Raw genomic sequence first — 25,882 nt, forward strand, 5'->3', positions numbered from 1 at the left:
TGCCCTACGCGTTCAGCGGTCGGGAGCGAGGATCAAACCGCTGGTCGGAACGCCGGTACCCGACGTGACGAGCACGTGTTCGACGTTGTCCACTTGGTTGTGCGACGTTCCGCGCACCTGACGGACGCCCTCGGTAATGCCGTTCATGCCATGGATATAGGCCTCGCCGAGGAGTCCACCGTTGGTGTTGATAGGCATGCGGCCCCCGAGTGAGAGCTCGTCGACCGAGACGAAATCCTTGGCCTCGCCGCGACCGCAAAATCCCAGCTCTTCGAGTTGCGTGAACACGAACGGTGTGAAGTGGTCGTAGAGGAACGCCATCGATATGTCCTGCGGTTTGAGGCCGGAATCCCGCCACAGCTTGTCTCCCACGACGCCCATCTCGGGCAGGCCGGTGATCTCCTCACGGTAGTAACTCGTCATCACCTCGCCGTCATAGGCGGCGCCTTGAGCGGCGGCCGTGATGAGGGCGGGGGGCTGGGGCAAGTCCCGGGCCCGCTCGACGCTCGTCACGACCATCGCAACGCCGCCGTCGCTTTCCTGACAGCAGTCGAGCAGCCGCAGCACCGGCTCGATGATCCAGCGCGATTGCTGGTGCTGCTCAAGGGTTATCGGCTTACCGTAGAACCAGGCGTCGGGGTTCTTTGCGGCGTGCTTGCGGTCGATGACCGAAATCTTGCCGAAATCGGCGTTTGTCACCCCATAGGTCGTCATGTACCGCTGGGCGTGCAAGGCGACCCAGGCGGCCGGTGTCATGAAGCCGAAGGGCGCATAGGGCGCCATCCACAGCGGTGTCACGCCGGGCTGGCGCCCGGCACCGCCGAAGCGGAAGCCGGAGCGCTCGTTGAACGCGCGGTAGCACACCACCGCTTCCGCCACTCCCGTCGCGACCGCCATCGCGGCCTGCATCACCGTGCCCGCGGCCGCCCCACCACCGTGGGGAACGCGGGTGAAGAACGTCAGGTCGCGGATGCCGACATTCCGGGCAACCTCGATCTCCTCGTTCTCGTCGACGCTGAACGTCACCATGCCGTCAATGTCGGTGGGCCGCAGGCCGGCGTCGCGGATCGCGGCGATGACCGCCTCACAGGCGAGCTGCATCTCGGTCCGACCCGATTCCTTGGAGAACTCGGTCTGGCCGATCCCGGCGAGCGCCGTCTTGCCGCCGATGCCGTCGCTCATGCATTCACACCTTGGAGCAGGCTGAGCACCGCGGTCCCCGAGACGTGGTCGCCAAGGCTGTTGGTGCCCTTGAAGGTAACCTCGATAAGTCCTTCGCCGTCGGTCTTGGACTTGTCCGTGACGGAACCCGTGAATCGCAGCGGATCGTTCGGGTATGCCGGTACGCCGAGGCGGATGGAAAGCCTCTTGATCATCGCCTCGGGGCCCGCCCAGTCGTGCAGGAATTTCACGCACAGACCGTTGGTCGTGAGGATGTTCAGAAAGATGTCTTTGGACCCTTGGGAGTTCGCGAAATCCCGGTCGTGGTGCACCGGCATGTAATCGCGGGATGCGATGGCGCCGGCGACGATCAGGGTGGTGGTCACCGGAACTTCCAGCGGGGTGACTTCGTCGCCGACGTTGATGGAGTTCCACGCCAGCGTGGTGGTGCGGTCGACGGTGGAGGTCATTCGATTCCTTCCGGGTATGCGGCGCCGAGGCGGGCGAGTTGTTGGGAGGCCGAGCCGAGCAAAAGCTCGATCTGCTTGGCCCACAGGAAATAACGGTGCAGTGGATACGTGATGTCGATGCCCATGCCGCCGTGGACTTGCTGGGCGGACGCGACGACCCGCGCTCCGGCTTCAGCCGCCCAGAACTTCGCGATCGCTGCTTCGCGGCTCGCCGGTCGGCCCTCGGCCATCAGCCACGCGGCATGCCAGGTGGTCCAGCGGATCGCCTCGACGTCGATGAACGCATCGGCCAGTCGTTGCTGTACGGCCTGGAACGAGCCGATCGGCCTACCGAACTGCTCCCGTTCGCTGGTGTAGGACGCGGCGATCTTCAGGGCTCGTTCGGTCACGCCGACCTGTAGCGCGCACAGCCCGATCAGGGCCCTGGTGTACAACAAACCGACTGCGTCCGCGGCGCCGGGCCCGTTCAGCCGGTGGCCAAGGGCGCCGGCGAGTTCGACGTCGGCGTGGGGCTCAGCATTGGTAGTACTTGCGGGCGTGACCGTGAGGCCGTTCGTTGCGGTCTCGACGACAAAGAGGGCAGGGCCGTCATCGGCCTGGGCCGAAACCACGATGGCGTCGGCAAGCTGCGCCGCGGGTACGAGTTCCTTGCTGCCGTCCAAGACCCAGGCGTCGCCGTCGGCGCGCGCGATCGTGCGTGGCGCCGTCGGGTCGGAGTTGCCCGGTTCGGCGAGGGCGGCGGTGAGAATCACACCGCCGTCCGCGACCTTCGGCAGGTATCGCTGCTGAATCGCTGAATCACCATGGCGCGCAATGGTATCCGCGCCCAGCACGAGGGTCGCGTAGACGGGGACCGGCGCTACGCTCCAGCCGACTTCGGCGAGCAGCACGCCGAGTTCCAGGAATCCGCCGCCGCTGCCGCCGACGGACTCGGGCAACGCGATACCCAGCAAGTCCGACGATGCCAGCTCGCGCCACAGCTCTGGGTCGTAACGAACCTCGCCCGATTCCAGATCGGCGAGATGCTCGGTGGGGCAGCGGTGTTCGAAGAGCTGGCGGGCGACCTTGCCGACCGTCTCTTGTTCTTCGGTAAAGGAGAAATCCATGCTCGCGTGCTGCCTTGTCTGTCAGGGCGCAGGCCGGAACTGGTGCAACACCAGCTCGTCACCGCTCGGGATGGCTTCGAACTTCTCGTAAAAGACCTCGACAGGCAGCCCGACCTTGATGGCGGCGGGCTCGATATCGCACAGGTTCGACACGATGCGTACCCCTTCGTCGAGCTCGATCAGGGCGACCACGTAGGGGTATTGGAGGAATGGCAGTGGGGGATACTGCGGCATCACAAAGCTGTAAACCGTTCCGCGCCCGGTCGATTCGACGGCATCCCAGTTGAGTGATTGGCAGTTACCGCACATGGGGCGGGGCGGAACCCGCAACGTCTTGCAGTCTGTGCACCGCTGAATCAGCAGCTTGTGGTCTTTGAGGCCCGACCAGAAGAATTCGGTGTCCGGACTTATCGACGGAGCTAGTCTGGTCGCCATCAGTCCCCTGCCTTTCGGGCGGGGGCCCCACCCGTCTTGAATCGCAGCGTGCGGAACCGCTGGCGGCCGATCACTTCGCCGTTCTGATCGCGATAGGTCGTGATCCAGGTGACGAAGTAACCATTGCCCATCGCCGTCTTCTTCTCGTCCGAAATCGTCTCGAACACCGTTTCGGCCGTGATGTCATCGCCGACCCGCGGGTATCGCTCGATCTCGAACTCGGAGTTGGTGGCCACCGTCCCGGTGTAGCCGGCGTCGGCGAGGAACTGCAGTGGGTTTTCCTTGAGCACCACGGGAACGCCGCCACGTTCGTGGATTCCGGCGAGCGTGGGGGGCGCCATTGTCCATGATTGCAGCATGACCGGGGGCGAGACGATGCCGCCGTAGCGAGAGGAGGCGGCGAACTCCGGGTCCAGATAGGCCGGGTTCATATCGTCGAGCGCGTACGCCCAGTGCCGGATCATCGCCGCGTTCACCGGATCTGGCGCCTTGACCGGTTGTCCGGAACTGATCGGTTGGCCGATGAGCGCATCGAGGCGTTCGCGCAGCTCATCCCTCGTGGTCTCGGTCATCGGTTGGAGCTTCCTTTCTCAGATGCGCTGGCCCGCATGTCCCGGGGGGCGCGCGGCATCCCGAGACCGGCCATGGCGATGATGTCGCGTTGGAGCTCGTTGGCTCCGCCGCCGAACGTGTTGATGACCGCGAGGCGGTACGCGCTTTCCAGCTCGCCCTTGAGTGGGGCCGCCGAGTCTTTGCGGACACCGGCCTGCCCAACAACGTCGAGCAGTTCGCGGGCTACCTGTTGGGTGAGCTCGGTGCCGAATACTTTCGCCGCGGAGGCCTCGCCCATCCCGAGGGCGCCGGAGCTCAGCGTCGTGTTTACGCGCAGGTTCAGCAGTCGATAGGCCGCGACCTGTGCTTCCACCCGCGCCAGGGCCTGCTGCACCCAGGGCTGGTCGATGACCATGCCGTCGTCGAGCGGCGTCGTCGACGCCCATTTGAGCGTGCTGTTGAACAGCGGTTCCAGGGCACCGAGGTTGCCGAGCGCGGCCCGTTCCAGGTTGAGCTGGTTGGTCACCAGCGTCCAACCTTGGTTTTCGCCGAGCACGATGGCGCTCTCGGGGACGCGGACGTCGTCGTAGAAGGTGTAGTAGGTGGACACGCCCGGCATGGTGTGCAGCGGCTTCCAGGAGAACCCCGGTGAGTCGGTGGGCACGATGAAAAGTGTTATGCCCTTGTGTTTCTTGGCGTTCGGGTCGGTACGTGCCGCCAGCCAGATGTAGTCGGCGAACTCGGCACCGCTGGTGAACATCTTCGAACCGTTGATGACGAACTCATCCCCGTCGCGCACCGCCGTGGTACGCAGCGACGCGAGATCGCTGCCGGCACCAGGCTCCGAATAGCCGATGGCAAAATCGACGGTGCCTTTGAGGATCGCGGGGAGAAACTTGGCCTTCTGCTGTTCGGTGCCGTACTGGATCAGCGTGGGACCGACGGTGTTGAGGGTGATCATCGGCAGCGGGGCGTTGACCCTGCGCGCTTCCTCGGCGAAGATGTACTGCTCGAGCGCACTTAGCCCGCCCCCGCCGTACTCGACCGGCCACGCGACGCCGAGCAGGCCGGCCTCACCGAGCGCGCGCCTGCATTCCGCGATCGCGGCGCCTCCCTCGGCGAGGTTGCCGACGGCGGCGCGGCGCTCGGGGGTCATCACCGCCTCGAGTCGGGTCCGGTAATCCTTGCGAAGTTGCTCCTGTTCGGGTGTGTAGTCGAAATCCATCAGATCCCCGCTCCCAACCGGATCGGCATGCGTTTTACGCCGGGCACCATCGTGGCGCGCAGCCGCGACACGTCGCCGGTGAGCTCGATCGTCGGGAAGGCACCCAGCAGAACCTCGAACATCACCCTGGCCTCCAGGCGGGCCAGTTGCGCACCCAGGCAGGCGTGCTCTCCGGCGCCGAATGCAATGTGGGGGTTGGGGTTACGGGTGATGTCGAACTCCTCGCTGGAGGGTCCGAATATTTCTTCGTCGCGGTTGGCGGAGCCGTAGAGCATGACGACGGTGTCGCCGGCCTTGATCCGCTGACCGCGGATCTCGACATCCTCAGTGGCTTGCCGGGCCATGTGCGTGACCGGGCTGGTGAATCGCAGCATCTCTTCGACCGCGCAGGGCAGCAGCGACGGGTCCGATCGCAGCAGCGCGAACTGATCGGGATGGTCGATCAGGGCCAGCGTGCCCAGCGCGATGAGGTTGCGGGTGGTTTCGTTGCCGGCGACCAACAGCAAGAAAGAGAAGTTGAGCAGGTCCTCGTCGGTGAGGCGCTCGCCGTCGACCTCGGCCGCGGCCAGGATGCTCAGCAGGTCGTCCTGCCCGGTGACCTCACCGGAGCGACGTGCGGCGATGAGTTTGGTGAAGTACTCGTACAGCTCGGCGAGCGCGACCATCGAGTCGAGTTCTATGTCGGGGTCGGCCGTGCCAACCGCGGCGTCCGACCAGGTGCGGAATTGCTCCCAGTCTTCGGGGGGCGCTCCAAGCATCTCGGCGATCATCCGAGTGGGTAGCGGAGCGGCGATTTCCTCCGCAAACTCGTAGTCCCGCGACGGGTCCACACCGTCGATGATGCCCTTGACGATCTGTCGCACCTTGGGTTCGAGCAACTGCACCTGGCGGCGGGTGAAGCCGGAGTTGATGAGCTTGCGAAGCTGTCGGTGGCGCGGGGGATCGGTGAAAATGAGATTCCCCTCCTGAACCGGTTCTGGTTGGGCGGGGTCCGGGATCGAAATGCCCTTGGTGGACGAGAAGGTCAGTGGGTGGCCCGAGACATAGCGAATGTCCTCGTACTTCAACAGCGCCCAGAAATTGGTGACGTCATTCCACACGACGGGCGTTGTGTTGCGAAGCTCCCGGTAGGCCGGGTACGGGTCGCCGGCATAGAAATCGGGTGAGTGTAAGGGAACAGTAGTTACGGGCACACTACGCCTTCCTCGACGCTGAGAGCTGGTCGGACAGATTAGAAAAGAATGTCCGTTTCCAAGGTGTCTACCGCAGACGCGAGCCGTCTGTCAATCTGCGCGTATGTGCTGAAAAAACGACGTCAATTGGTCATTGTCCCGATCCGGCGGGTTGTGTACACGCAGTCAAAGTATGTAAGTTCTCGTGAGGCGTCGCCCGCGCCGTACCGCGGGCAAGCGGCCAGGGAAGGCAGGCGGATGATGGCTGGGTCTCGGTCCCTCCTCGACGCTGAGGGGCACTACATCGGCGGGCGGTGGACCGACCCGGACAACGGGCGTTACGACGTCATCAACCCGGCGACCGAGGCGGTGATCGGAACGGCGCCCGATGCCAGCGTGGCGCAGGTCGAGCAGGCGATCGCTGCGGCGAGGACTGCCTTCGACACGGGCCCGTGGCCGGCGGCCGACCCCGCCGAGCGCGCGCGATGCCTGCAACAGCTCAGCGACGCATTGCTGGCCAGGGGCGAGGAGCTCTACGCCCTGGCGCAGGCCGAGTGGGGGTGTTCGGCAAACGAGCGGCTGATTCACGTGGACGGCCCGGTATTCATGGTTGGTCACGCCGCTGAGCTGGCACTCGAACCCAGCGAGGCGCCATTGGAGGCGTGGGGTGCCGCGGGCACCACGCTGTTGCGCTACGAACCGCTCGGGGTGGTGGCGGCGATGACGCCGTGGAACTTCCCGCACACCCTCAACGTCATGAAATTGGGAGCGGCGCTTGCTGCCGGGAATACGCTGGTGCTCAAGCCGTCGCCTCTGACGCCGCTGGCAGGGCTCGCCCTCGCTCGAATCATTCACGAAGACACCGACATTCCGCCAGGTGTAGTAAACGTGGTGACACCGACCAGCGTCGAGGCCAGCAGAATCCTGACCCTGGATCCCAGGGTCGACATGGTCAGTTTCACCGGCAGCTCGGTCGTCGGCCGTGATGTGATGGCTGGCGCGGCGACCACGATGAAGCGCATCTTGCTCGAGTGTGGCGGAAAATCGGCGACCATCCTGCTTCCCGACGTCGACGTCGGCGACGACTTGATGGAGCGGCTACTGTTCGAGGGCTGCACGATGCACGCCGGTCAGGCCTGCATCCTCAATAGCAGGCTGCTGCTGCCTGACGGGATCTACGACGACGTGGTGGACCGACTCGCCGCGCTGGCGCGGGCCGTCGTGATCGGCGATCCGGTCGATCCGACCGTCACCATGGGACCTTTGATCAGTCGCGAGCACCTCGATCGCGTCGAGGGTTTCGTCAAGCGCGCTGAAGGCGACGGTGCGACAGTGGTGGCGGGGGGAGCTCGTCCGAAGGATCTGACCAGTGGCTTCTACTTCGAGCCGACGATCCTGACCGATGTCTCGGCCAACTCTTACATCGCACAGGAGGAGGTGTTCGGACCGGTCCTCACGGTGCTGCGGTACCGCGATGACGACGACGCGGTGGCCATCGCCAACAACTCTGCCTACGGGCTCGGTGGTGCGGTGTGGGGAAGCGACATCGATCGTGCGGTGGGCATTGCCCGCCGAATCCGGACGGGGCAGGTGTCGATCAACGGCACGATCCCCGGGGACGCGCCGTTCGGTGGCTTCAAGCAGAGTGGGATCGGCCGGGAGGGCGGTGTGATGGGACTGCGGGCGTACATGGAGCCGAAGGCTATCGGGATACCCGCGTGAACCGGCCGCTGACGGGATTGCGCGTCGTCGAACTTGCCTCCGAGATCGCGGGGCCCTATTGCACGAAGTTGCTTGTTGACCTGGGCGCCGACGTGTGCAAGATCGAGCCGCCGGAGGGCGACCCGTTGCGCCGTTGGGGCCCGTCCCCCTCAGCGGATCCGGCACAAAGCGGCCTGTTCGAGTATCTGAACGCCGGAAAGCGCGGCATTACAGCCGATCTCGGCCACGAAAGTGGCCTCGCGACGGTCCACGAATCGATCTCGACGGCGGATGTGCTCGTCGAGGACTTGCCGGCAGGGTCGACTGGCCGCTTGGAGTGGGGCCTTGACTCGGAGACCCTTGGCCGGATCAACCCGAAGCTTGTCGTCGTCCGAATCTCGAGCTTCGGCCAAGAGGGGCCGCTGCGCGATCGCGTGACGACTCCATTGACCCTGCAGGCGGCCGCGGGATGGGTCAATGTGCGCGATCCCGGCCGGGCTCCAGTACAGGCGGGTGCCCGGATCCCGGAATACATCGCGGGCTCGTATGCTGCCCTCGGCGCGCTGACGGCCCTGCGGATCGCGGCGGCCGGAACGAACAGGCCCGTCGAGGTTGACGTCTCGATGTTCGAGTCGTTGCTGTCGACCCTGCCTTACCCCATGCTGATGGCGGCTCGACTCAAAAGCCTTGGCCTGCCGACGAATTCCAAAGCCGCACCGATGCTGGGGATCGTGCGGGCGGCCGATGGCTGGATCGGCATCAACTGCCTGACCGGTCAGCACTGGCTGGACGTGTGCGCCATGGTCGGGCTGCCGGAGTTCGGCGAACATCAACTCGCGATCATGCTCGGTGGGCCCGAGCGCGAAGATTTTTTTGCCAAGGCGCAGCCGTTTCTCGATTCGATGACCGTCGCCGACCTGGTCGAGCTGAGTCAGGCCATGCGGATACCCGCCGCCCCGGTCACCGAAGGCGACACCATCCTCGCCTGTCCGCAATACGCCGAGCGAGCATTTTTCATCGAGGCGGCCGGCGACACATCGCAATTCACCAGACCCGGAGCGCCGTTTCGGTTTTCGAAGACACCGGTCCCGCCACCGCTGCCCGCTCCGGTCCTGGGACGAGACGACCAGGGCGCCTGGGGCGAGCGCGCCGCACGCCGCCGGGATGACGACGTCCCCAATGTCGCTCTGCCGTTCGCCGGGTTGAAGGTGTTCGACCTGAGCACCTTCTGGGCGGGCGCGTATCTGACCTGCTACCTCGGCGCTTTCGGGGCCGACGTTGTGAAGGTCGAGTCCATCCAGCGCCCCGACGGCCACCGCTACTCCGGATCATTACTGCGCGAAGGGGACGACTGGTACGAACGCGGACCACTGTGGCAGGGAACCAATCTCAACAAACGCGACATCACCCTTGACCTCACTTCTGCCGCCGGCCGCGAGTTGGCCCTGCGACTGGCCGCCGAAGCCGACGTGGTAGTGGAGAATTTCTCCCCGCGCGTGGTTGAGCAGTTCGGGCTCGACTACGAGTCCATCGCGAAGATCAATCCCGACGTGATCATGGTGCGGATGCCCGGATTCGGCTTGGACGGACCGTGGCGCGACTATGTGGGTTGGGCGCTCAACATCGAACAGGTGTCGGGGATGTCGGCCGTCACCGGTTACCCGGATGGCCCGCCGTGCAATCTGCAGGGCCCCGCCGATCCCATCGCCGGCGTACATGCCTGTGTGGCGTTGCTTGCCGCGCTCGAGCACCGGCGGTCCACCGGTGAAGGCCAGCTCATCGAGGTCGCGCAGATCGAGGTTGGTGCTGCGGTGACCGCCGAGCCCGTGATCGAGTATTCGCTGACGGGCAGGGTGCGGCCGCGCGAGGGAAACCGCCACCGCGTATACGCCCAAGGCGTCTATCCGACGGCTCTCACCGACGAATGGGTCGCGATCTCCGTGCGCAACGACGATGATTGGATTGCGTTGCTGGGCGCCATCGATCGCGACGAACTGCGAGACGACCCGCGATTCGCGACTTCGGAAGCTCGCCGGCAATACCACGACGAATTCGACGAGGTGGTCGCGAGTTGGACGTGCGGGCGACCCGCCGAGGACCTGGTGGCAACGCTTGTCCGGCATCGCGTCCCAGCCGAGCGATTGCTTACGGCCGACGAGATGTATGACGTCGAGCAGCTCGATGCCCGCGGTTTCTATCAGGATTTAACCCACCCGATCAGTGGGCGACAGAGGTTTCCCGGCTGGCCTTTCCAGATTTCGCCGGGCCCTGCGCACCATCACCGGACTGCGGCGCCGACACTCGGTCAGCACAACGCCGAGGTGCTTGGAGCGCTTGGACTGCCCGATGCGGAGATCACCGCGTTGCGCGAGCAAAGCGTCATAGGGCAACGCCTACTCAACGCGTAGTGCCGTTGCCCTCTGCCCGGATGGTGGCCTCGTGCGTTGTGTGGTCAGGCGTCGACCATCGCCGCGATCGTGTCGACGACGCATGCCGGCCGATCGGTTCCCTCGACTTCGACCGTGACACGCACCGTGGCTCGTCCGCCCTTGTCGGTGCGCTCGACCTTCAGCAGCTCCGCCCCGGCCCGAATCCGCGAGTCGACCGGTACCGGTGCGGGGAACCGTAGCTTGTCCGAGCCGTAGTTCACCTGCATGGCCAGGCCCGTCACCTTGTAGATCTGTTGCACCAGGATGGGCACCAGCGACAACGTCAAGTAGCCGTGTGCGATGGTCTTGCCGTAGGGACCGGTGGCCGCCCTCTGCGGGTCGACATGGATCCACTGATGGTCGCCCGTCGCCTCGGCGAACAGGTCGATCTCCTGCTGCGTGACCCGGCGCCAGTCGCTGTAACCAAGGTGTTCGCCCACGTGAGCCTCGAAGTCGGCGATCCCGTCGTACACCTTTGGATACGTGGGCGCCTGGGTCATGCCGCGACCTTCAGCTTCAAATGCTCAATAGCGTTGCCGCCCATGATCTTCGCCTTGGCCGATTCCGAGACGCCGTCAAGCCGGTCGACAAAGCTCAGCGGGTCGCCGATGCCCTCGGGGTGGGGGAAGTCGGAGCCGAACATCACGTGGTCCTCGCCCATGATGTCGATGATGCCCTTGATGTCGTCCTCGAGGAATGGGTGGATGTAGATGTTGCGCTTGAACACCTCGACGGGATGCTCGTCGAACTCCTTGGGCATGATCTTGTAGGCGGTGTTGAGCTGCTCGAGCAGGTTGCGCACCCAGCCGCTGCCGTTTTCGACGCAGAAGATCTTCAGATCCGGGAAACGTGACAGGGCGCCATGGCAGATCATCGCGGCCAAGGTGTCCTCGATGGCCCGGTGGCCCATGACGACCTCGCGTAGCGCGCTTGGCTTGAAGGACAGGTACTCGTCACCACCCTCCCACTCCATCAGGTGCTTTTGGTAGCCGCTGTCGGAGGCGTGCATGGTGACTGGGATGCCGGCGTTGACGACCTCTTCCCAAAATGGATCGAACTCGGGCAGGCCCATGGATCGCGAGCCGCCGAAGCGGCTGGGCACCGGTGCGGGCCGAACCAGGAATGTTTTCATACCCCGCTCGAGGCCCCAGTGCAGCTCCCTGATCGCCTCGTCCACCATCGGCAGGCAGATCACGGGGGTCGCGAAGATCCGGTCGTGGTAGTTGAACGTCCAGTGTTCGTGCATCCACTCGTTGAGGGCGTGGATTATGGCGTGGGTGAGGACCACATCGTCGGTGGTGCGCTCCTCGATGAGGCTGGCGAGGGTCGGGTACATGACGCACTGGTCGAGACCCAGCTCGTCCATCAGCTCCAGTCGGGGGGCGGGCGACTGGTAGGCGGGGATGACATCCATTGCCTCGCCGATGAATTCGCGGAAGTTCAGACCTTCGGGGTTCTTCCCCAGGAAGTAGTCCTCGGCGCTGCCCGGCCTGGCCACCCGTGCGAATGTCGGGTTCGGGATCATGTGGCTGATGCGGTCCTTGACGACGAGCTTGGGACGGCCATTGACCTCGACGTAACCGACCTTTCCGCGGTGCTCCTTCGGGAGGTACTTGGTGAGCGCGTCCGTCGTCTCGTACATGTGGTTGTCGATGTCGAAAACCGGATAGGGCAGGGAACGGGAAGACACGGGACTTTCCTCCTGAGCAGCGAATATGATCATTTACGCTATGTGAGAACGACGTTATCATCATCGCCGCGTAACATCCAGGCGGGGTGGTGTGATCCGTCAGGTCAACGCTTTCCACGCATCGACAACCGCACCGGACGTGGTTACCGTGGCCAACAGCGACAGCGTGTTGTCGATGACCGCATCCGCGTACTCCCGCGGGAATCCGCTGACCGCATCGCGTGGCAACACGAACTGGTACCCCCGGTTGACCGCGTCCATGACAAAATTCGTGATAGCCACGTTGACCGAAACACCCACCCCCACAATCGTCTTGACACCCAGGTTGCGCAGTACAGAGTCGAGATCTGTCCCGCACATGGGGCCGACGCCGTGGATGCGAGTGAGCACGAGGTCGGTATCGGCGGGGCCCAACTGGGGCAGCACCGATGCCCCGGCGCTGCCGGGCGTGAGGTCGACGGGGAAGGACTTGCCGGCCGCGAACAGCCGCGCGTTCGTGTTGGAGCCGCGACCGTCCGCGCGCCGCTGGATGAGACAGTGCACGACCGTGACGCCGGCCGTCCTGGCGGCCTCGACCAAGGTGACGATGTTGGGCACGGCCTCGCGTTGGGCTTCTTCGGCGAGCAGTGGCAGGCCGGCCTGCGGCCCTATCACCCCGCCCTGGCATTCCTGGGTGACCAGCGCTGTGGTGGCGGGATCGATCAGGTCTTTCAGGCTTGGTTGCGGCATGAGAATAGACGTTATCGTGTCGCGTTAGGAAATTTTCGACAGGAGGATCGATGGAGGCGTGGGAGCTCGAGGTTCGGGAGTCGGTGCGGCAGACGTTGGCTGACTACACAGCGGCCACAGATAGATTCGATCTTCGCGCCCTGGCGGCATGCTTCGGCGACGACGGTGTGCTGGAATTCACCGGAGGCGCCCAGCCGCTGACGGGACCCGCGGAGATCGAGGCGGGTCTCGGCGCCGCTGTGACGCAGCCGGGACAACCGGGGCGGCCGGCGCCGACGCATGTCCGCCACCACGTCTCCAGCATCCGGTTCGGGTCGGTGGCTCGCGACAGGGTCGAGGTCAGCAGTTACTTCGCCGTCCACACCGACATCGGGCTCGACCACTGGGGCCGGTACCGCGACGTACTGGCACCCGTCAAGGGTCGGTGGTTGTTCGCCCATCGCCGGATCATTGTGGACGCCTTCGCCGCCGCCAGCCTGATGGCCTGACAACGCGTCACCCCGTGATGAACTCGTCGGCGAAGGCCCGGGAGCGGTCGATGAGTTCGGCCCGGTCGGTGCCGGCCGGCGCGATGGTGAGCCAGGTGACCCCGGCCTCCTCCAGCCGGGCGATGGTCGCGTGACGTTCGTCGGCCGACTTGCTGTCGTCCAACAAGTTTCCCGCCGAGAAGCAGATGTCCAGCGGTGCGGTGCGGCCGATCTCGGCTGCGTACTGCTTGGCCCAATCGATGGCGAGCTGCAACTCGTCGATCGTCGAGATTTCCGCGGTGCGCGACGCCGCTGCGTAGCCGAACGTATTGAACGGCGCCCAACCCTGAGCGCGCGACACCGCCCGGCGAACCGCCGCCTTGCTGTTGCCGCCGACCCAAACCGGGGGTGGACTCGCGGGCAGCGGGCGCAGCCGGACACCGCGGGCAGCGAACGACGTTCCGTCATAGGCGAGGTCTTCGCCGGTGAGCACCTTGGCCAGCACATCGAGCGCCTCATCGAGCAGGGCGCCGCGGTTGTCGAAATCGACTCCCAGGGCTTTGAATTCGGGCTTCAGGTATCCCGCGGCGGTGCCGAGGATCAGCCGCCCCCCGGATAGCACAGCGAGGCTTTGGATCGATTTGGCGCCGAGGAACGGGTTGCGGTAGGCGGCGATGTACACGTTGGTCAGCAGCTTGACATCGGTCGTTGCGGCGGCGGCGAACGCCAACGCGACGAACGGGTCAAGGGCGTGGTGCCCGCCGTGGTCGAGCCACTTCGCGTCTGGTGCGGGGTGGTCGGTGACATGGACCGCGTGGAACCCGCTTGCCTCGGCCGCGCGCGCGACGTCGGCAATGGCATCGGCAGTCACGAATTCGGCTACCGCCTCGACGCGCTGGGTCGGCAATTCGAGGGAGAAAGAAACGGTCACGAGGGTCCTTTCGTTGCGGAGACGAGCGTGGCCAGGCGTTGGGCGTGATAGTCCGGGTCACCAAAGATCAATTGGGTGGCCTTGGCGCGGCGGACGAAAAGATGGGCGTCGTGTTCCCAGGTGAAGCCGATACCGCCGTGGATGCGCATGTTGTCGAGCGCGACGTGCAGAAAGGCTTCCGAACACACCAATTTCGCGACCGATGCGGTGGTCGGAAGGTCGTCGGTGTGAGCGACCTCCGCCGCATGCGACACCGCCGACCGCGCACCCTCAACCTGAACCAGCATGTCCGCGCACCGATGCTTGATGGCCTGGAAACTGCCGATTGGCCGGCCGAACTGGATTCGATGCTTGGCGTAGTCGACGGCCATGTCGAGGCAGCGCTGCGCCGCACCGACCTGTTCTGCCGCCAGCGCCACGATCGCGAGGTCGCACGTGCGCGCCAGGAAGTTCCCCGCGGCCCCCTCCGCGCCGATCAACGCTGCCTGGGCGCCGCGAAACTCCAGGCGGGCGACCTTACGCGTGCGGTCGAGTCCGGCCAGCGGCGTGCGGTGCACCCCCTCTGCCCCGGCTTGAATCGCCAGCAACGAGATGCCGGACTCGGTGTTGGCCGCGACAAGGATGACGTCCGCGGTGTGACCATCGATCACCAGTGCTGCCTCACCGTGGATCCGGTAGATCGCGCCGCTGCGATCGGCCCGCAGCGCCACGGCGGCGGGGTCCCAGGCGTCAAGGCGGCCGTTGAGGACCAGCGTCGCGGTGGTGGAGCCGTCGACGAACCCGGGGACGAACTCTCCCGCCGCGGCATCATCGCCGCTGGCGAGGACGGCCTGGGTCGCCAGGGCCACGGTGGCGAAAAAGGGGGAGCACAGCAGCGCGCGCCCCATTTCCTCGAAGACCACCGCCAACTCGGCCAGGCCAGCACCCGCCCCGCCCCACTGCTCGGGAACGCCGATGCCATGCAGGCCCAACTCACCGGCCATCTGGCGCCACGACGTCTCGTCGTAGCCGGTGTCCGTGACCATCAATTTGCGCACGGTCTCGCTGGGCGATGCGACCGTCAGGTAGTCGCGCACGACGCTGCGCAGCTCGTCGAGCTCACTGCTGGGCACGGGCGGCCTTCCCGCTCGGCCGTGTCGGGGAGTCGGGGCAGATCGATAGATGCACTGCCGCCTGCCCGATCCCGTTGTCCGCCAGGGGTTGTGAAGGTGCCATGTCTCCTCGGTGCGGTCGCGGCGGAGCCGGCGCGACCTGCTGCTCAAGCGCTTCGGCCATCCGGCCCGGGATAGCCATTGCCGCATCAGGATAGTATGTTTTTTGAAAATAGAGAATTTGCATTCTCATGTGAAGGGAAGCGACGCGGTGACGACGAAACTCGATTACGGCATCTTTGACTGCGATACCCACTGCTACGAGACCCGGGATGCGTTCACCCGCTATCTGCCCGAGAAGTTCCGGGACCGGGCGATCACCACCGTGCGCGGGGCGGACGGCGTCGAGGTGATCCTGGCGGGGCATCGTGTCGCCACCTTCAACAGCGAGGGTGGTCTGGGTCTGGACGTCGCTTACCGGCCCGGCTCACTCAAGGAGATGCTCAAGCAGATGGGATCGGGCAACCCTGAGGAGTCCTACGAGCCGCAGCCCATGCAACCGGAGTTCGTCGAGCGCGCCGCACGCCTGGCCGTCATGGCGGACCAGAACATCGAGCGTATGGTCATCTATCCAAGCGGTATGGCGCTGGCGGCCGAACACTATGTCGATGACACCCCGGCGCTGTATGCGAATCTGCGCTCGTTCAACCGATGGTTTGACGAGGAATGGGGCTTCAACTACGAAGACAGGATCTACGCGACTGCGCTGATGTCGTTGCGCGACTTGGATTCTGCGATCGCAGAGACGGAGGCGATCATCGCCCAAGGTGCAAAGTTCGTGCTGCTGCCGACGGGGCCGGCCTATGGCCGGTCGCCGGGCGACCCGTACTTCGACCCCGTTTATGCACGCCTGCAGGAGGCCGGCTGCGTCCTGGTGTTTCACATCATGCCGTTCTGGTACTTCAATGCGATCTCGCCCGCGTGGGGACAGAACCCCGACCCGGCCTCGTGGCACATGTCGGCGTGGCAGTGGATGAACATCTACGGGCAGCGGCCGATCGAAGAGACCTTGTCCGCCCTCATCTTCGACAACCTCTTTGGCCGCTTCCCGGGGCTGAAAGTCCTCGTCGCCGAGCACGGGGCGGAATGGGTGCCGTTCTTCGTCCGGCACATGGACAAGAGCCGCGGCATGGGCCGCAACGGTCCGTGGATCGGCGGCAAGTTGACGGAGCGCCCGTCGGCGATCTTCCGCCGCCACGTCCGCGTCGTGCCGTATCCCGAGGACGACATCCCCGCGGTCGTCGCGGGTCTGGGTTACGACGACTGCCTGGTGATGGGCTCGGATTACCCGCACGCCGAAGGCCTGGCCGTGCCGGCCGAGTTCGCCAAGCTGCTCGATCCGCTCGACGATGCCGCCAAGCGGCGGATCATGCGCGACAACGCCGACCAGCTGCTCACGCGCAGCTAACAGCCCGATGGCAGACGAGGACGTCGACCTCGACCTGTTGAGAGCGTCGGCGCGAGAGTTTCTGGCCGAACGCGGCGATAGGGGAACGGTCAAGGACCTTGCGGCGATGGACTGGACCGGGCTGCTCGTCGATGAGGCGATGGGCGGTGCCGGATGGCGTCCGGTCGAGGCCTGCGTCGTGGCCGAGGAGCTCGGGCGATCGCAGGACGGGTCGGCGTGGTTCGGGACCACGATGGGTGCCGCGGCACTCGCCTCCGCGCCGGAGGACGTCAGGGAGCAGTGGCTGCCGGGCCTGCTCGCCGGCACCGCGACGGCCGGCTTCGCCACCCTGGGCGAGGCCGCGCGGGTCCTTCGCGGCGACCAGGTGGACATCGTCGTTATGCTGCGAGACAACGGAATTCACCTCTTGTGCGACCTGGATCGCGACCGGTTCGAGCTGGACGCCGATCTGCTGGACGTGACGAGAACGGCGTGGCGAATCGACGTGACGGGCGCGCCCAGCGCGTTGATCGGTTCTCTCGAACGGGCCGACGAGTTGATCGCCGTGGCTCGGTTGCTTGTTGCAGCCGACTCCGTGGGTGCGGTGTCGATGACCCTTGAACGGTTGACGGCATACCTCAAGGAGCGCATCGCGTTCGGGGCACCGATTGCGAGCTTTCAGGCGGTTCAGCACCGGCTCGTGGAACTGCTTGTCTTCGAGGTCAAGGCGCGCGCAGTCATCATGAGGGCGGCGCGGGCAGTCGCTTCGGCCGACGAAAGGGCGACTTTGCTGACGGCGGCGGCGCACGCGTTCGTCGCGGCGAAGGCCACCGCCGCCGTCGACGAGTGCATGCAATTGTCGGGGGGAATCGGCTTTACGTGGGAGTATCCGCTGCACCACGAGCTGCGTCGCGCCTTCACCAACGGTCATCTGGTAGGTACGGCACGCTCGAGTCGGGCGCTGATGGCGGAGGTGTCGGGTTGGTGAGCGTATTTGGGAACCGGCCCACCGATGCGCAGCTGGCCGACTTCAGAGACCGGGTCAGGGCGCACATCGCCCAACATGCACCGCCGATCGAAGCGCGCGAAGGCCACCGGGCGCCCGAGACTCCCGAACAAGAAGCCCTGCTGCGCGCGTGGTTCGCCAGCCTCTTCGAGGCGGGGCTAGCCGGCGCGGACTGGCCGGTCGAATACGGCGGTCGCGCCGACCACCACCCGCTGCACGATCGCATCGTGAGCGAGGAAATCCTGCGTGCCCGCGCTCCACGTCCGGTGGACCAGGTAAACCTCGCCGCGCACGTGCTCCTGCACTTCGGATCCGACGAGCAAAAGCGGCGGCTGCTGCCACCCATCCGGCGCAGCGAACAGGTCTGGTGCCAGCTGCTCAGTGAACCCGATGCCGGTAGCGATATCGCCGCAGTGCGCAGCCGCGGTGTGCGCCAAGCCGATGGCGGCTGGCTCATCGACGGACAAAAGACTTGGATCACCGACGGGCACTGGGCCGACATGGGCCTCGCCCTGATCCGCACCGACCCGGCGTCGTCGCGCCACCACGGCCTATCGGTGTTTGCCGTGCCGCTGTCCGCGGACGGTGTCGAGATCCGCCCGATCCGCACGATCGGTGACGCCATCGAGGTCAACGAGGTCTTCCTGACGGGAGTCAGGCTTGGAGCTCAGAGCCTGATCGGGGAAGTGGGGCAGGGCTGGTCGATCATCATGGCGGGCCTGGACTTTGAACGATTCGGCATTGGCGGCAACGTCATCCTGCTCGAACTGTTGATCGACGATGTGGTGACCGTGGCCAATTACTCGCTCATCGACGGCGCGCCCGCGCTGGACTCGGGCGACATCCGCCAGCAGGTCGCCGAGTTGGCCGTCGAGGTCGAAGTGGCCAAGGCGTTCATCGACGATCACGTGGAACGGCTGACGGCGGGGGACGAAAAGCCCGGAGACGGCTCGATCGCGAAGTTAAGCTTTGCCGAGACCTACCACCGTGTCGCGGCGTACGGCGCGGCGCTGGCGGCGGATGTGACGGTCATCGGTCGGGGAGGCGATGACGTGCGGCAGGCCAAAGAGCGGTTGCGCGAATGCTGGCTGTGGTCGCGCGCGTACACGATATCGGGTGGCAGCTCGGAGATGATGCGCAACATCCTCGCCAAGCGCAGACTGCACTTGCCGAGCCGGTGACCAGCCATCCCGTCGCGCATACGTACTGGTCGCTGATCGAGGCCGCCGCTCGGGCGCACCCCGACCGGGTGGTCCTCGTCGACGACTACGGGCGGAAGCTGTCCAGCGCGCAGCTGCGTGAGGCCGCCTTGACGTGTGCGGCGGCCCTGGCGGAGCGCGGTATCGGCCTGGGCACCGTGGTGTCATGGCAGCTGCCGAGCACGCTCGAGACGATGGTCGTCATGGCGGCGCTGGCGCGGCTTGGTGCGGTCCAGAACCCGGTGCTGCCGATCTGGCGCGAGAGTGAGTTGCGTTTCGTTACAGCACAACTTGCGACCGAGGTGCTCATCGTGCCGGGAATGTGGCGTAACTTCGACCACGCCGCGCTCGCGCACCGCCTCGCCCGTGAGAGGCCGATGTCTGTCATGGTTGTCGACCACGACGCGCCCATCGCCGACGGGCTTCGGCTACCGGCCGGCGATCCGCGGTTGCTGCCTCCGCCACCGGGTGACACCGAGGACCCGCGCTGGATCTACTATTCGTCGGGCACGACGGCCGCACCAAAAGGTGCGCGGCACTGTGACCGCTCCGTGATTGCCGGCTCGGCGGGAGTGGTCGGCATCGTCGGGGCGTCCAGTAAGGACGTCAACCCCATCGCGTTTCCGGTTTCGCATATCGGAGGCGCCGCCATGCTCGCCGCGGCCCTGCGTACCGGCATGCGGCTGGTGCTATTCGACGCCTTCGATCCGGTCGAGACCCCGATCGCCATCGCGGCGCATCGCCCGACGCTGCTGGGCAGTGCGACCCCGTTCTTCGTCGCATTCATGGCGGCCCAGCGCGCACATGGCGCCGAGCCGCTGTTTCCCGATCTGCGGGGGTGCGTCGGCGGTGGTGCGCCTATCACCCCCGAGTTGGGTCGTGAGGTGCGGCAGGTATTTTCAGTCAACGGCGTGGCCAATTCCTGGGGCCTAACAGAGTTCCCGGTCGCCACTTCCCAGGCACCGAACGGTCCTGCGGAGCTGTTGGATCACACCGTGGGCAAACCGGTTGCGGGGGTCGCGGTACGCGTCGTCGACGAATCCGAGCGGCAAGTCGGGTGTGGCGTGGAGGGGGAGCTGCGGCTCAAGGGGCCGCCGTGTTTCCTGGGCTACGTCGACGAGTCCTTGGATGCCCAGGCGTTCGACGACGACGGATGGTTCCGCACAGGCGATCTCGGCCGCATCGATGACGAAGGCAACGTCACCGTGACGGGGCGGATCAAGGATGCGATCATCCGCAATGCCGAGAACATCTCGGCGCTCGAGATCGAAGGCGTGCTGGCCAGCCACCCGGCGGTGTCCGACGTGGCGGTCATCGGCGTACCCGATGAGCGGACCGGTGAACAGGTCTGCGCCGTCGTCGTCACTCGCCCGGGCGCGGCGGTGACGCTCTCCTCGATTTTCGAACATTGCCAGGCCCGAGGGCTGAGCAAGCACAAGACGCCCGAAAGACTCGAGATCGTCAATGCGCTTCCGCGCAACCTCACCGGCAAGGTGCTCAAGACCGCACTACGGAGCCGGTTCGGGAGCCGATGAGACACAGACCAAATTGAAAAGGTGCACAGCGGAATTGAGTTTCACTCACCCACCTGATTACGGAGGTTGCCTAGACGCCGATGAGCTCCTTGAGGTTGCCGCCCATCACTCGCGCCGTGATGGGCGCGGGGAGGTTGTCGAGCTCCTTAACGAAGTCCCCGGGCGCGGCCAATCCCTCGGGATGCGGGTAGTCCGAGCCGAACATCACCCGCTCCGCACCGAGGATGTCAATGAGGTGTGACATGTCTTCCTCGTGGAACGGGTTCACCCACACGTGCCTGCGGAAGACATCACCCGGGTGCTCGCCGAATTCGCGCGGCTTCTTGCGGTAGACCCGATCGAATGCATCCATCAGGCGCTGAGCCCACGACCCACCGTTCTCGACGACGCCGATGCGCAGGCCGGGAAATCGCTCGAACACCCCGTGGGCAATGAACGCCGCGAGCGTGTCGAAGATGTGGCGGCTCTCCTCGTAGATGAATCCGCGAAACTTCGTCAGCTGGAAGCCCTGGAACTCGTCACCACCCTCCCAATCGGAAAGGTAGCGGTCGTAACCGGAGTCGGAGTTGTGCATCTGGACCGAAATGCCCGACGACTCGACGAGCCGCCAGAAGTCGTCGAACTCGGGTAGCGCCGGCGAGCGGGACGTGCCGTCTTCCCGCGGTACGGGCGCAGGTCGGATCAGCACCGTCTTAGCCCCGTTTTCCAGGCACCACTCGAGTTCTGCGACGCCGCTGGTGGGATCGTTGAGCGAGATCGCCGGGACCGGAAAGATACGGTCCTTGAAGTTGAACGTCCAGTCCTCAAGCAGCCAGCGGTTGAAGGCATGGGTAACCGCGTGGGTGAGCTCGGTGTCGCACTTGGTCCGTTCCTCAAGCATGCCCGCCGTGGTCGGAAACATCAGCGCGCCGTCAACGCCCTGGCGGTCCATCAACGCCAGGCGCAGGTCGGGACGTCGGAACTCGTCCGGACAGCGAATCGGCTCGGCCAGCTCGCGCAGCGTCTTGCCCTCCGGGTTGATCCCGCGGTAGTAATCGGCCCAGGCGCCGGGAGTGGGAATCACCTCGTAGGTGGGGTTGGGTATGGTCTCGGTGATGACGCCGAGGATCTGCAGCTTCTTGCGGCCATTGATATCGACGAACTTCAATGCTTCGGAATACTTCTCCGGCAGGTATCGCGTGTAGGCGTCGATCGTCTCGTACATGTGATTGTCCGCGTCCCACACTTCGAAGGCCTTGGGCTGGGGCATTGTGGTTCCTTTCGAGACACTGTCAAGGTCGCCGAAACGCGGCTGGAGCTTCGTTGACGTCCACGCAGCTGTCGGGAGCGCATCGAACGACAACGCCACTATCCTAAATAGAGAGTGCACATTCTCGCACCAAACTACTGAGAACAGCCGCCGATGGCAAGGTCGACCCGAGAGGCCCGCCTCCGCCAGCAAGCGGTTCCTGGGACGGCCGGCGCGGCAACGGCATGCTGGAACGATCCAGGGCGAGAGAAAGCCTTCCGACGCTCGATCAAATTCGATAAGTGACCGGCCGACGAGAGTGATGTCCCGATTCACTCCCGCGTCGCGGTCGCGACTTCCTGTAGGCGGTCGATCACCAGTCGCGGTTCGTCGCCGGGGACGAGGACTTGCACATGATCGATGCCCAGTCGACGGTAGGCGACACACGTTTCGGACAATGATCGAGCGTCGGAATAGGCAGTCGAAGCGACCTTGTACAGGCTCGCCGCCGATCTGCCTTGTGCGTCGGCGAACCGGTTCAGGGTCGCGATGAGTTCGGCCAGCCGGCCCGCGGACGTCGGCGCAGAAATCCAGCCGTCTCCGATACGCACTGCCCGGTCGAGCGCCGTATCGGAGTGGCCGCCCACCAGGATCGGAATGGGTCGTTGAGCGGGCTGCGGGCGCGGATCCATCGGTGCGAAATCATAGAACCGCCCGTGGAACTCGACATAGGGATCGGCCGCGCACCAGAGCGTCCGCAAGACCGCGATGTGTTCCTCGCTGCGGGCACCCCGGCGGTCCCATGGCATGCCCATCGCCGTTGCCTCCTCCTTCAACCACCCGACGCCCACGCCGTAGACGAGGCGGCCGCCCGAGAACGCGTCGAGCGACGCGAGCTGCTTGGCGTTGACGATCGGATTACGAAGGGGGAGCACGGAAATCGATGATCCGAGCCCGACGCTGTTCGTGAAGCCTGCTACCCAACTGAGCGTGGTGATCAGCTCAAAATTTGGGGCGAGATTTTCCGAGAGCCAACCGTCGGCGACGGGCGTTGGCTTACGGCCGAGCACATATGGCGAGTCGGTGTGACGGGGCAGGACGAGATGGTCGACCGCCCAAAGCCTGTCGATACCGCAGCCCTCGGCAGTCTGAGCGAAGTCGCGGATGAAGGACGGCGATGCATGTGGGCCGCTGTGGGGGAGGACGAGGCCGATTTCCACGAGTTCCTAGAGGTTGGTGAAGTGGCCGCCGTCGACCCCGATGGTCTGGCCGGTGAGGTATCGGGCACGCGGGCCCACGAGGAACGTGACGGCCGAACCGATGTCGTTCTGCGGATCGCCGATGCGGCCCAGTGGGATCCGCCGTGCGAGCCGCTCCTCCATTGCGGGCTCTGCTTCGATGGCCGCGGTCATCGCGGGCGAATAGGCGAGCGGCGAGATGACGTTGACGGTGATGCCGTGAGCCCCCCATTCGCGTGCCAGGCTTTTGGCGAAGCCCCGCAGTGCTCCTTTCACCGTGGCGTACAACGGTAGTGTGGCGCTCCCCTCGATACCGGCGGGCGAGGTCATCACCAAGAAGCTCCCCGCCCGTTCGCGCAGCGCCCCGAAGGCCGCGCTCGCGCAGTGATAGGCACCGGTCACCGAGACGCCGATGTGGTCCTGCCACAACGCCTCGTCGACATCCTGGAGGCGGTGCGGCTGGCTCGATGCGTTGCTTGTGGCGTTGTGGATCAGCGCATCGAGGCGCCCAGTGCCGTTCACTGCGGCCTCGACAGCGCCGACGACGGAGTCCGGGACGGTGACATCACAGCGGACCCAGCTGGCCCGATGTCCGCTCTCCACGAGTTCGGCGGCGATGGCTCTTCCGTTTTCCGATCGGGTGGCGATGAAGACATGCGCGCCGTCGAGCGCGAGGGCGCGGGCGATTCCGTGCCCCACGCCGCCCCCGGCTCCGGTGACCAACACCGTGTAATCGTCGATCGTCATGGGAGCATCACGGCTCCGCCGTCGACAATGACGGTTTCGCCGACGAGACCCGTGACTTCCCGCCTGAGGAGGAATCGTGTCGTCTCGACTATCGATTCGATGAGCGCGTCATCGTCCTGACGCGCGGCCGCGGTCACGTGGCCGGCCGATGCGCTCAGCCGGGGCGCGAAAAGATGAAGCGGGGCGGCGATCATATTGACGATGAGGTTCTGAGATGCCCATTGGCGAGCAGCGGACTTGGCCATCGCGCGGATTCCCTCGAGTGCGGTGGTGTAGGGGACGAGGCCTGGCGCCCCGGTCATTCCGATGGACGGCAGCACCAGGACGATGCGCCCTCCCTTGTGGCGCATCGAGGAATACGAGCGTTGGAACGCATTCAGCGCCTGTCGCATCGGATGCTCCGCGAATCGGTGCCAGTCTGTTGCACTCAAAGCGCCGACGGGGCTCGGTTCGAGTGACGGATCGACGCCGACCACGATGACAACGTGGTCGGAGGTCGGCTGAGTCGGTTCGTCGACGTCGTGGACGACTGATTTGAGACGTGCTGCGATCGCCCACGAGATGGCATCACTGCGCCCGATCACGTGCGGAGCTGTCATGGTTTTACACCGACCTACGGTGTTGGAACCGAGGACGCCTTCGCCTGCCGTGCGATTCGCTCATCGTGGATCTTCACCAGTTCGCGGAAACCGATTCGGTTGTACCGCGGGTGAGGTTGGACTCCCCAGTCGTCCTTCGCGGTATGCTGCCCAGCCGCTTCGGGGGCGCCGCCGAAGGGCGGACCGCCGAGGGGATAGGGCTGCTTGCACTCGAGGGTGTCGTTGGAGTACCGCACCTTGAGCAATTCGCTGCAGATCTCGGTGAGTGACAGCGTGGGCCACCCGTACCAGACCGCAATCACCGGTACGGTAAGCGATCCCTCGATCACCAATCCGAACAGGCAGACGAACAATCCTCGCCTGAGCCACTTGTGCATTCGCGCCCACGTCGATGTCGTGCCGGGCGGCAGCGACTCGGCCGATGCGCTTGCGTCCGCGATTGATTCAGACACCGTAGTCCTTTCGGGAGATCGGTCAGTCGGAGAAGATTTCCCGGTTGACCGTGTGCAGATAGGGGATAGCGAGGAACGGCGTTATGTAAAAGACGTTGTAGGCCCACCAGGCCAGCACGGGCAGGCCGACGGCCGCATATCGGACATCGGCGTACAACGTCATGTTGAAGATGTAGCCGGTCCACACCACCACGCCGAACCAGCACGTCACGATCATCCACTGGTGGCCCCAGCGCTTCATCTGCAGGAAACCGATCGCCGCGGCCATCCGCATGGGAAAGGCGATGAGGACGCAGACGAGAACCCACGCCTTCTCGCCCGGAGCACCGGCACCTCCGATCCAGAGTTCGTTGTAGTGCCAGAAATATCCCCCGTCCATCAGGTTCCCCCACGCGGTGAACACGGTGCGGGTGATCAGGGCGTGATTGGCGAATAGGTCGAGCGCCCAGCCGATGCTGTTCAGGGCCGCGTCCAGGATGATGACGTAGCCGATGAGCGTGACCATCAAGGGACGCACGGAGAGACCCTCGCGTTGGGCATTGCGCAACAGGTACAAGCCACGCAGGAAGAGCGGGAGCCCGAACACGCCGAGCACGAGAGTCCCCATCAGGGCCGTGCCTGCGATCAGCCAGAGGTCCGCTTGTCGTTGTGCCTGACGGCTCTGTTGGTCGTGTTCGTTCAAAGTCGCTGCCGCGAAGTGAGACCCACCGTCGCTGCGGCGTGACCTTGCAGAGGGCAATCGCATGGGCCTACCAATCTCTTGTCAGCAACATCGAGAGCTGGATGAGAAACATCGTCAGTAACAGGCCGTATATCCAGACCTGGAAAACGATGAGCCCGCGTCTGCGTCGGCGATCCTGTTCGTCCACCGGGGTGATTCCTCCTTGATCTTCGGATACCGGCGAGGCATGCCGACCGTGACGATCCACTGCAAGCGCCATTCGGCCTGCTCGGGATTCATCTGGCCGGGCGGGAAGCCATCGCGGCGGTTAAAACGTGCCGATGTTCGACATCATCCAGTAGAAGAACGCGACCAGTGCGCACATGGCTCCCCAGGTGACGGCCATCCGCACGATTTCTTCGATCACACCCGGTGCTCCCATCTTCGCAGGCCAGCTATCGGAAATATCAATTTCCGTAAGATGCTAGCAGCATTATCAATTGCGAGAATTTACGTTGTCCAGCGGTGCCGGACCAGCCGAGCTGTGACTCCTGACAGTCGGAACGAGTTAGGGGATGGCGTCGCCGCCACCGACCTTGCTTCGGCGATTC

General features: G+C 65.0%; 25 protein-coding genes. 7 read left to right on the plus strand and 18 right to left on the minus strand.

Annotated elements, in window-relative coordinates; genetic code table 11:
* Positions 1–12: 12 nt before the first annotated feature.
* From ACEL92_RS09415 to ACEL92_RS09445, 7 genes are read right to left on the minus strand one after another with little or no spacing between them, the layout of a single operon-like run.
* On the minus strand, positions 13–1,182 hold the full coding sequence (locus ACEL92_RS09415; protein WP_374025313.1) for a lipid-transfer protein: 1,170 nt from the start codon (positions 1,180–1,182) through the stop codon (positions 13–15).
* Positions 1,179–1,631 carry a MaoC family dehydratase gene (locus tag ACEL92_RS09420; RefSeq protein ID WP_374025314.1) on the minus strand — a complete coding sequence of 151 codons (453 nt, stop codon included), beginning with the start codon at positions 1,629–1,631 and terminating at the stop codon, positions 1,179–1,181. The genes ACEL92_RS09415 and ACEL92_RS09420 overlap by 4 nt, the downstream gene beginning before the upstream one ends.
* Positions 1,628–2,737, minus strand: coding sequence for an acyl-CoA dehydrogenase family protein (locus ACEL92_RS09425; RefSeq protein WP_374025315.1), 1,110 nt, complete (start codon positions 2,735–2,737; stop codon positions 1,628–1,630). Before ACEL92_RS09425 ends, ACEL92_RS09420 begins: the two co-directional genes overlap by 4 nt.
* Before the next feature lie 21 nt (positions 2,738–2,758).
* A complete protein-coding gene (locus ACEL92_RS09430; RefSeq protein ID WP_374025316.1) occupies positions 2,759–3,172 on the minus strand; it encodes a Zn-ribbon domain-containing OB-fold protein in 414 nt (137 codons plus the stop codon).
* Positions 3,172–3,744 carry a MaoC family dehydratase N-terminal domain-containing protein gene (locus ACEL92_RS09435; RefSeq protein WP_374025317.1) on the minus strand — a complete coding sequence of 191 codons (573 nt, stop codon included), beginning with the start codon at positions 3,742–3,744 and terminating at the stop codon, positions 3,172–3,174. Before ACEL92_RS09435 ends, ACEL92_RS09430 begins: the two co-directional genes overlap by 1 nt.
* Positions 3,741–4,949 carry an acyl-CoA dehydrogenase family protein gene (locus ACEL92_RS09440; RefSeq protein ID WP_374025318.1) on the minus strand — a complete coding sequence of 403 codons (1,209 nt, stop codon included), beginning with the start codon at positions 4,947–4,949 and terminating at the stop codon, positions 3,741–3,743. The genes ACEL92_RS09435 and ACEL92_RS09440 overlap by 4 nt, the downstream gene beginning before the upstream one ends.
* Positions 4,949–6,142, minus strand: coding sequence for a cytochrome P450 (locus ACEL92_RS09445; RefSeq protein ID WP_374025319.1), 1,194 nt, complete (start codon positions 6,140–6,142; stop codon positions 4,949–4,951). Before ACEL92_RS09445 ends, ACEL92_RS09440 begins: the two co-directional genes overlap by 1 nt.
* Before the next feature lie 240 nt (positions 6,143–6,382).
* On the opposite strand from ACEL92_RS09445, the gene ACEL92_RS09450 reads away from it, so the two are divergent.
* Together ACEL92_RS09450 and ACEL92_RS09455 are read left to right on the plus strand one after the other, a co-directional pair.
* A complete protein-coding gene (locus ACEL92_RS09450; protein ID WP_374025320.1) occupies positions 6,383–7,843 on the plus strand; it encodes an aldehyde dehydrogenase family protein in 1,461 nt (486 codons plus the stop codon).
* Entirely contained in the window at positions 7,840–10,230 is a 2,391-nt protein-coding gene (locus ACEL92_RS09455) for a CaiB/BaiF CoA transferase family protein (protein WP_374025321.1), read from the plus strand. Before ACEL92_RS09450 ends, ACEL92_RS09455 begins: the two co-directional genes overlap by 4 nt.
* A gap of 44 nt (positions 10,231–10,274) precedes the next feature.
* Here ACEL92_RS09455 and ACEL92_RS09460 read toward each other — a convergent pair whose 3' ends face one another.
* The 3 genes from ACEL92_RS09460 to ACEL92_RS09470 form a co-directional block, all read right to left on the minus strand.
* On the minus strand, positions 10,275–10,751 hold the full coding sequence (locus ACEL92_RS09460) for a MaoC family dehydratase (protein WP_374025322.1): 477 nt from the start codon (positions 10,749–10,751) through the stop codon (positions 10,275–10,277).
* Positions 10,748–11,941: an amidohydrolase family protein gene (locus tag ACEL92_RS09465; protein WP_374025323.1), complete on the minus strand. Its 1,194-nt coding sequence runs from the start codon at positions 11,939–11,941 to the stop codon at positions 10,748–10,750. Before ACEL92_RS09465 ends, ACEL92_RS09460 begins: the two co-directional genes overlap by 4 nt.
* Positions 11,942–12,040: 99 nt before the next feature.
* Entirely contained in the window at positions 12,041–12,670 is a 630-nt protein-coding gene (locus ACEL92_RS09470; protein ID WP_374025324.1) for a cysteine hydrolase, read from the minus strand.
* A 50-nt stretch (positions 12,671–12,720) separates the two neighbouring features.
* On the opposite strand from ACEL92_RS09470, the gene ACEL92_RS09475 reads away from it, so the two are divergent.
* The gene (locus ACEL92_RS09475) at positions 12,721–13,158 is read left to right on the plus strand and encodes a nuclear transport factor 2 family protein (protein ID WP_374025325.1); all 438 of its coding nucleotides are present in this window, start codon (positions 12,721–12,723) and stop codon (positions 13,156–13,158) included.
* Between the two features lie 7 nt (positions 13,159–13,165).
* Here the strand turns inward: ACEL92_RS09475 and ACEL92_RS09480 are convergent, their stop codons facing one another.
* Together ACEL92_RS09480 and ACEL92_RS09485 are read right to left on the minus strand one after the other, a co-directional pair.
* Complete coding sequence (locus ACEL92_RS09480; RefSeq protein ID WP_374025326.1) at positions 13,166–14,068, minus strand: TIGR03619 family F420-dependent LLM class oxidoreductase; 903 nt, start codon at positions 14,066–14,068, stop codon at positions 13,166–13,168.
* A complete protein-coding gene (locus ACEL92_RS09485; protein ID WP_374025327.1) occupies positions 14,065–15,180 on the minus strand; it encodes an acyl-CoA dehydrogenase family protein in 1,116 nt (371 codons plus the stop codon). Before ACEL92_RS09485 ends, ACEL92_RS09480 begins: the two co-directional genes overlap by 4 nt.
* Positions 15,181–15,430: 250 nt before the next feature.
* On the opposite strand from ACEL92_RS09485, the gene ACEL92_RS09490 reads away from it, so the two are divergent.
* Genes ACEL92_RS09490 through ACEL92_RS09505 form a run of 4 tightly spaced genes read left to right on the plus strand, consistent with a single transcriptional unit; the run spans position 15,431 to position 20,346 of the window.
* Positions 15,431–16,627, plus strand: coding sequence for an amidohydrolase family protein (locus tag ACEL92_RS09490; protein WP_374026146.1), 1,197 nt, complete (start codon positions 15,431–15,433; stop codon positions 16,625–16,627).
* A gap of 7 nt (positions 16,628–16,634) precedes the next feature.
* Positions 16,635–17,594, plus strand: coding sequence for an acyl-CoA dehydrogenase family protein (locus ACEL92_RS09495; RefSeq protein ID WP_374025328.1), 960 nt, complete (start codon positions 16,635–16,637; stop codon positions 17,592–17,594).
* A complete protein-coding gene (locus tag ACEL92_RS09500; RefSeq protein ID WP_374025329.1) occupies positions 17,591–18,793 on the plus strand; it encodes an acyl-CoA dehydrogenase family protein in 1,203 nt (400 codons plus the stop codon). The genes ACEL92_RS09495 and ACEL92_RS09500 overlap by 4 nt, the downstream gene beginning before the upstream one ends.
* Positions 18,790–20,346, plus strand: a complete 1,557-nt coding sequence (locus tag ACEL92_RS09505; RefSeq protein WP_374025330.1) for a class I adenylate-forming enzyme family protein — start codon at positions 18,790–18,792, stop codon at positions 20,344–20,346. Before ACEL92_RS09500 ends, ACEL92_RS09505 begins: the two co-directional genes overlap by 4 nt.
* Before the next feature lie 70 nt (positions 20,347–20,416).
* On the opposite strand, the gene ACEL92_RS09510 is transcribed toward ACEL92_RS09505, so the two are convergent.
* The 6 genes from ACEL92_RS09510 to ACEL92_RS09535 all read right to left on the minus strand — a co-directional run bounded on the left by ACEL92_RS09510 (position 20,417) and on the right by ACEL92_RS09535 (position 25,292).
* On the minus strand, positions 20,417–21,595 hold the full coding sequence (locus ACEL92_RS09510; protein ID WP_374025331.1) for an amidohydrolase family protein: 1,179 nt from the start codon (positions 21,593–21,595) through the stop codon (positions 20,417–20,419).
* A 311-nt stretch (positions 21,596–21,906) separates the two neighbouring features.
* A complete protein-coding gene (locus ACEL92_RS09515; RefSeq protein ID WP_374025332.1) occupies positions 21,907–22,794 on the minus strand; it encodes a TIGR03619 family F420-dependent LLM class oxidoreductase in 888 nt (295 codons plus the stop codon).
* A 6-nt stretch (positions 22,795–22,800) separates the two neighbouring features.
* Positions 22,801–23,559: an SDR family NAD(P)-dependent oxidoreductase gene (locus ACEL92_RS09520; RefSeq protein ID WP_374025333.1), complete on the minus strand. Its 759-nt coding sequence runs from the start codon at positions 23,557–23,559 to the stop codon at positions 22,801–22,803.
* Positions 23,556–24,143 (minus strand): SDR family oxidoreductase, encoded by a 588-nt coding sequence (locus ACEL92_RS09525; protein WP_374025334.1) that lies wholly within the window; start codon positions 24,141–24,143, stop codon positions 23,556–23,558. The genes ACEL92_RS09520 and ACEL92_RS09525 overlap by 4 nt, the downstream gene beginning before the upstream one ends.
* A gap of 29 nt (positions 24,144–24,172) precedes the next feature.
* Positions 24,173–24,535: a hypothetical protein gene (locus tag ACEL92_RS09530; protein WP_374026147.1), complete on the minus strand. Its 363-nt coding sequence runs from the start codon at positions 24,533–24,535 to the stop codon at positions 24,173–24,175.
* Between the two features lie 97 nt (positions 24,536–24,632).
* Positions 24,633–25,292 carry a hypothetical protein gene (locus ACEL92_RS09535; RefSeq protein ID WP_374025335.1) on the minus strand — a complete coding sequence of 220 codons (660 nt, stop codon included), beginning with the start codon at positions 25,290–25,292 and terminating at the stop codon, positions 24,633–24,635.
* Between the last annotated feature and the right edge of the window lie 590 nt (positions 25,293–25,882).

Origin of the sequence: Mycobacterium hainanense, from assembly GCF_041890355.1 — a bacterium.
Classification (GTDB): domain Bacteria; phylum Actinomycetota; class Actinomycetes; order Mycobacteriales; family Mycobacteriaceae; genus Mycobacterium; species Mycobacterium hainanense.

Coding starts and splice junctions, on each gene's coding strand:
- ACEL92_RS09530 (WP_374026147.1), bottom strand. CDS start 24,535: ATGCACAAGTGGCTCAGGCGAGGATTGTTCGTCTGCCTGTTCGGATTG.
- ACEL92_RS09425 (WP_374025315.1), bottom strand. CDS start 2,737: ATGGATTTCTCCTTTACCGAAGAACAAGAGACGGTCGGCAAGGTCGCC.
- ACEL92_RS09440 (WP_374025318.1), bottom strand. CDS start 4,949: ATGGATTTCGACTACACACCCGAACAGGAGCAACTTCGCAAGGATTAC.
- ACEL92_RS09420 (WP_374025314.1), bottom strand. CDS start 1,631: ATGACCTCCACCGTCGACCGCACCACCACGCTGGCGTGGAACTCCATC.
- ACEL92_RS09495 (WP_374025328.1), top strand. CDS start 16,635: ATGGCAGACGAGGACGTCGACCTCGACCTGTTGAGAGCGTCGGCGCGA.
- ACEL92_RS09460 (WP_374025322.1), bottom strand. CDS start 10,751: ATGACCCAGGCGCCCACGTATCCAAAGGTGTACGACGGGATCGCCGAC.
- ACEL92_RS09475 (WP_374025325.1), top strand. CDS start 12,721: ATGGAGGCGTGGGAGCTCGAGGTTCGGGAGTCGGTGCGGCAGACGTTG.
- ACEL92_RS09435 (WP_374025317.1), bottom strand. CDS start 3,744: ATGACCGAGACCACGAGGGATGAGCTGCGCGAACGCCTCGATGCGCTC.
- ACEL92_RS09520 (WP_374025333.1), bottom strand. CDS start 23,559: ATGACGATCGACGATTACACGGTGTTGGTCACCGGAGCCGGGGGCGGC.
- ACEL92_RS09430 (WP_374025316.1), bottom strand. CDS start 3,172: ATGGCGACCAGACTAGCTCCGTCGATAAGTCCGGACACCGAATTCTTC.
- ACEL92_RS09450 (WP_374025320.1), top strand. CDS start 6,383: ATGGCTGGGTCTCGGTCCCTCCTCGACGCTGAGGGGCACTACATCGGC.
- ACEL92_RS09415 (WP_374025313.1), bottom strand. CDS start 1,182: ATGAGCGACGGCATCGGCGGCAAGACGGCGCTCGCCGGGATCGGCCAG.
- ACEL92_RS09470 (WP_374025324.1), bottom strand. CDS start 12,670: ATGCCGCAACCAAGCCTGAAAGACCTGATCGATCCCGCCACCACAGCG.
- ACEL92_RS09510 (WP_374025331.1), bottom strand. CDS start 21,595: ATGCCCCAGCCCAAGGCCTTCGAAGTGTGGGACGCGGACAATCACATG.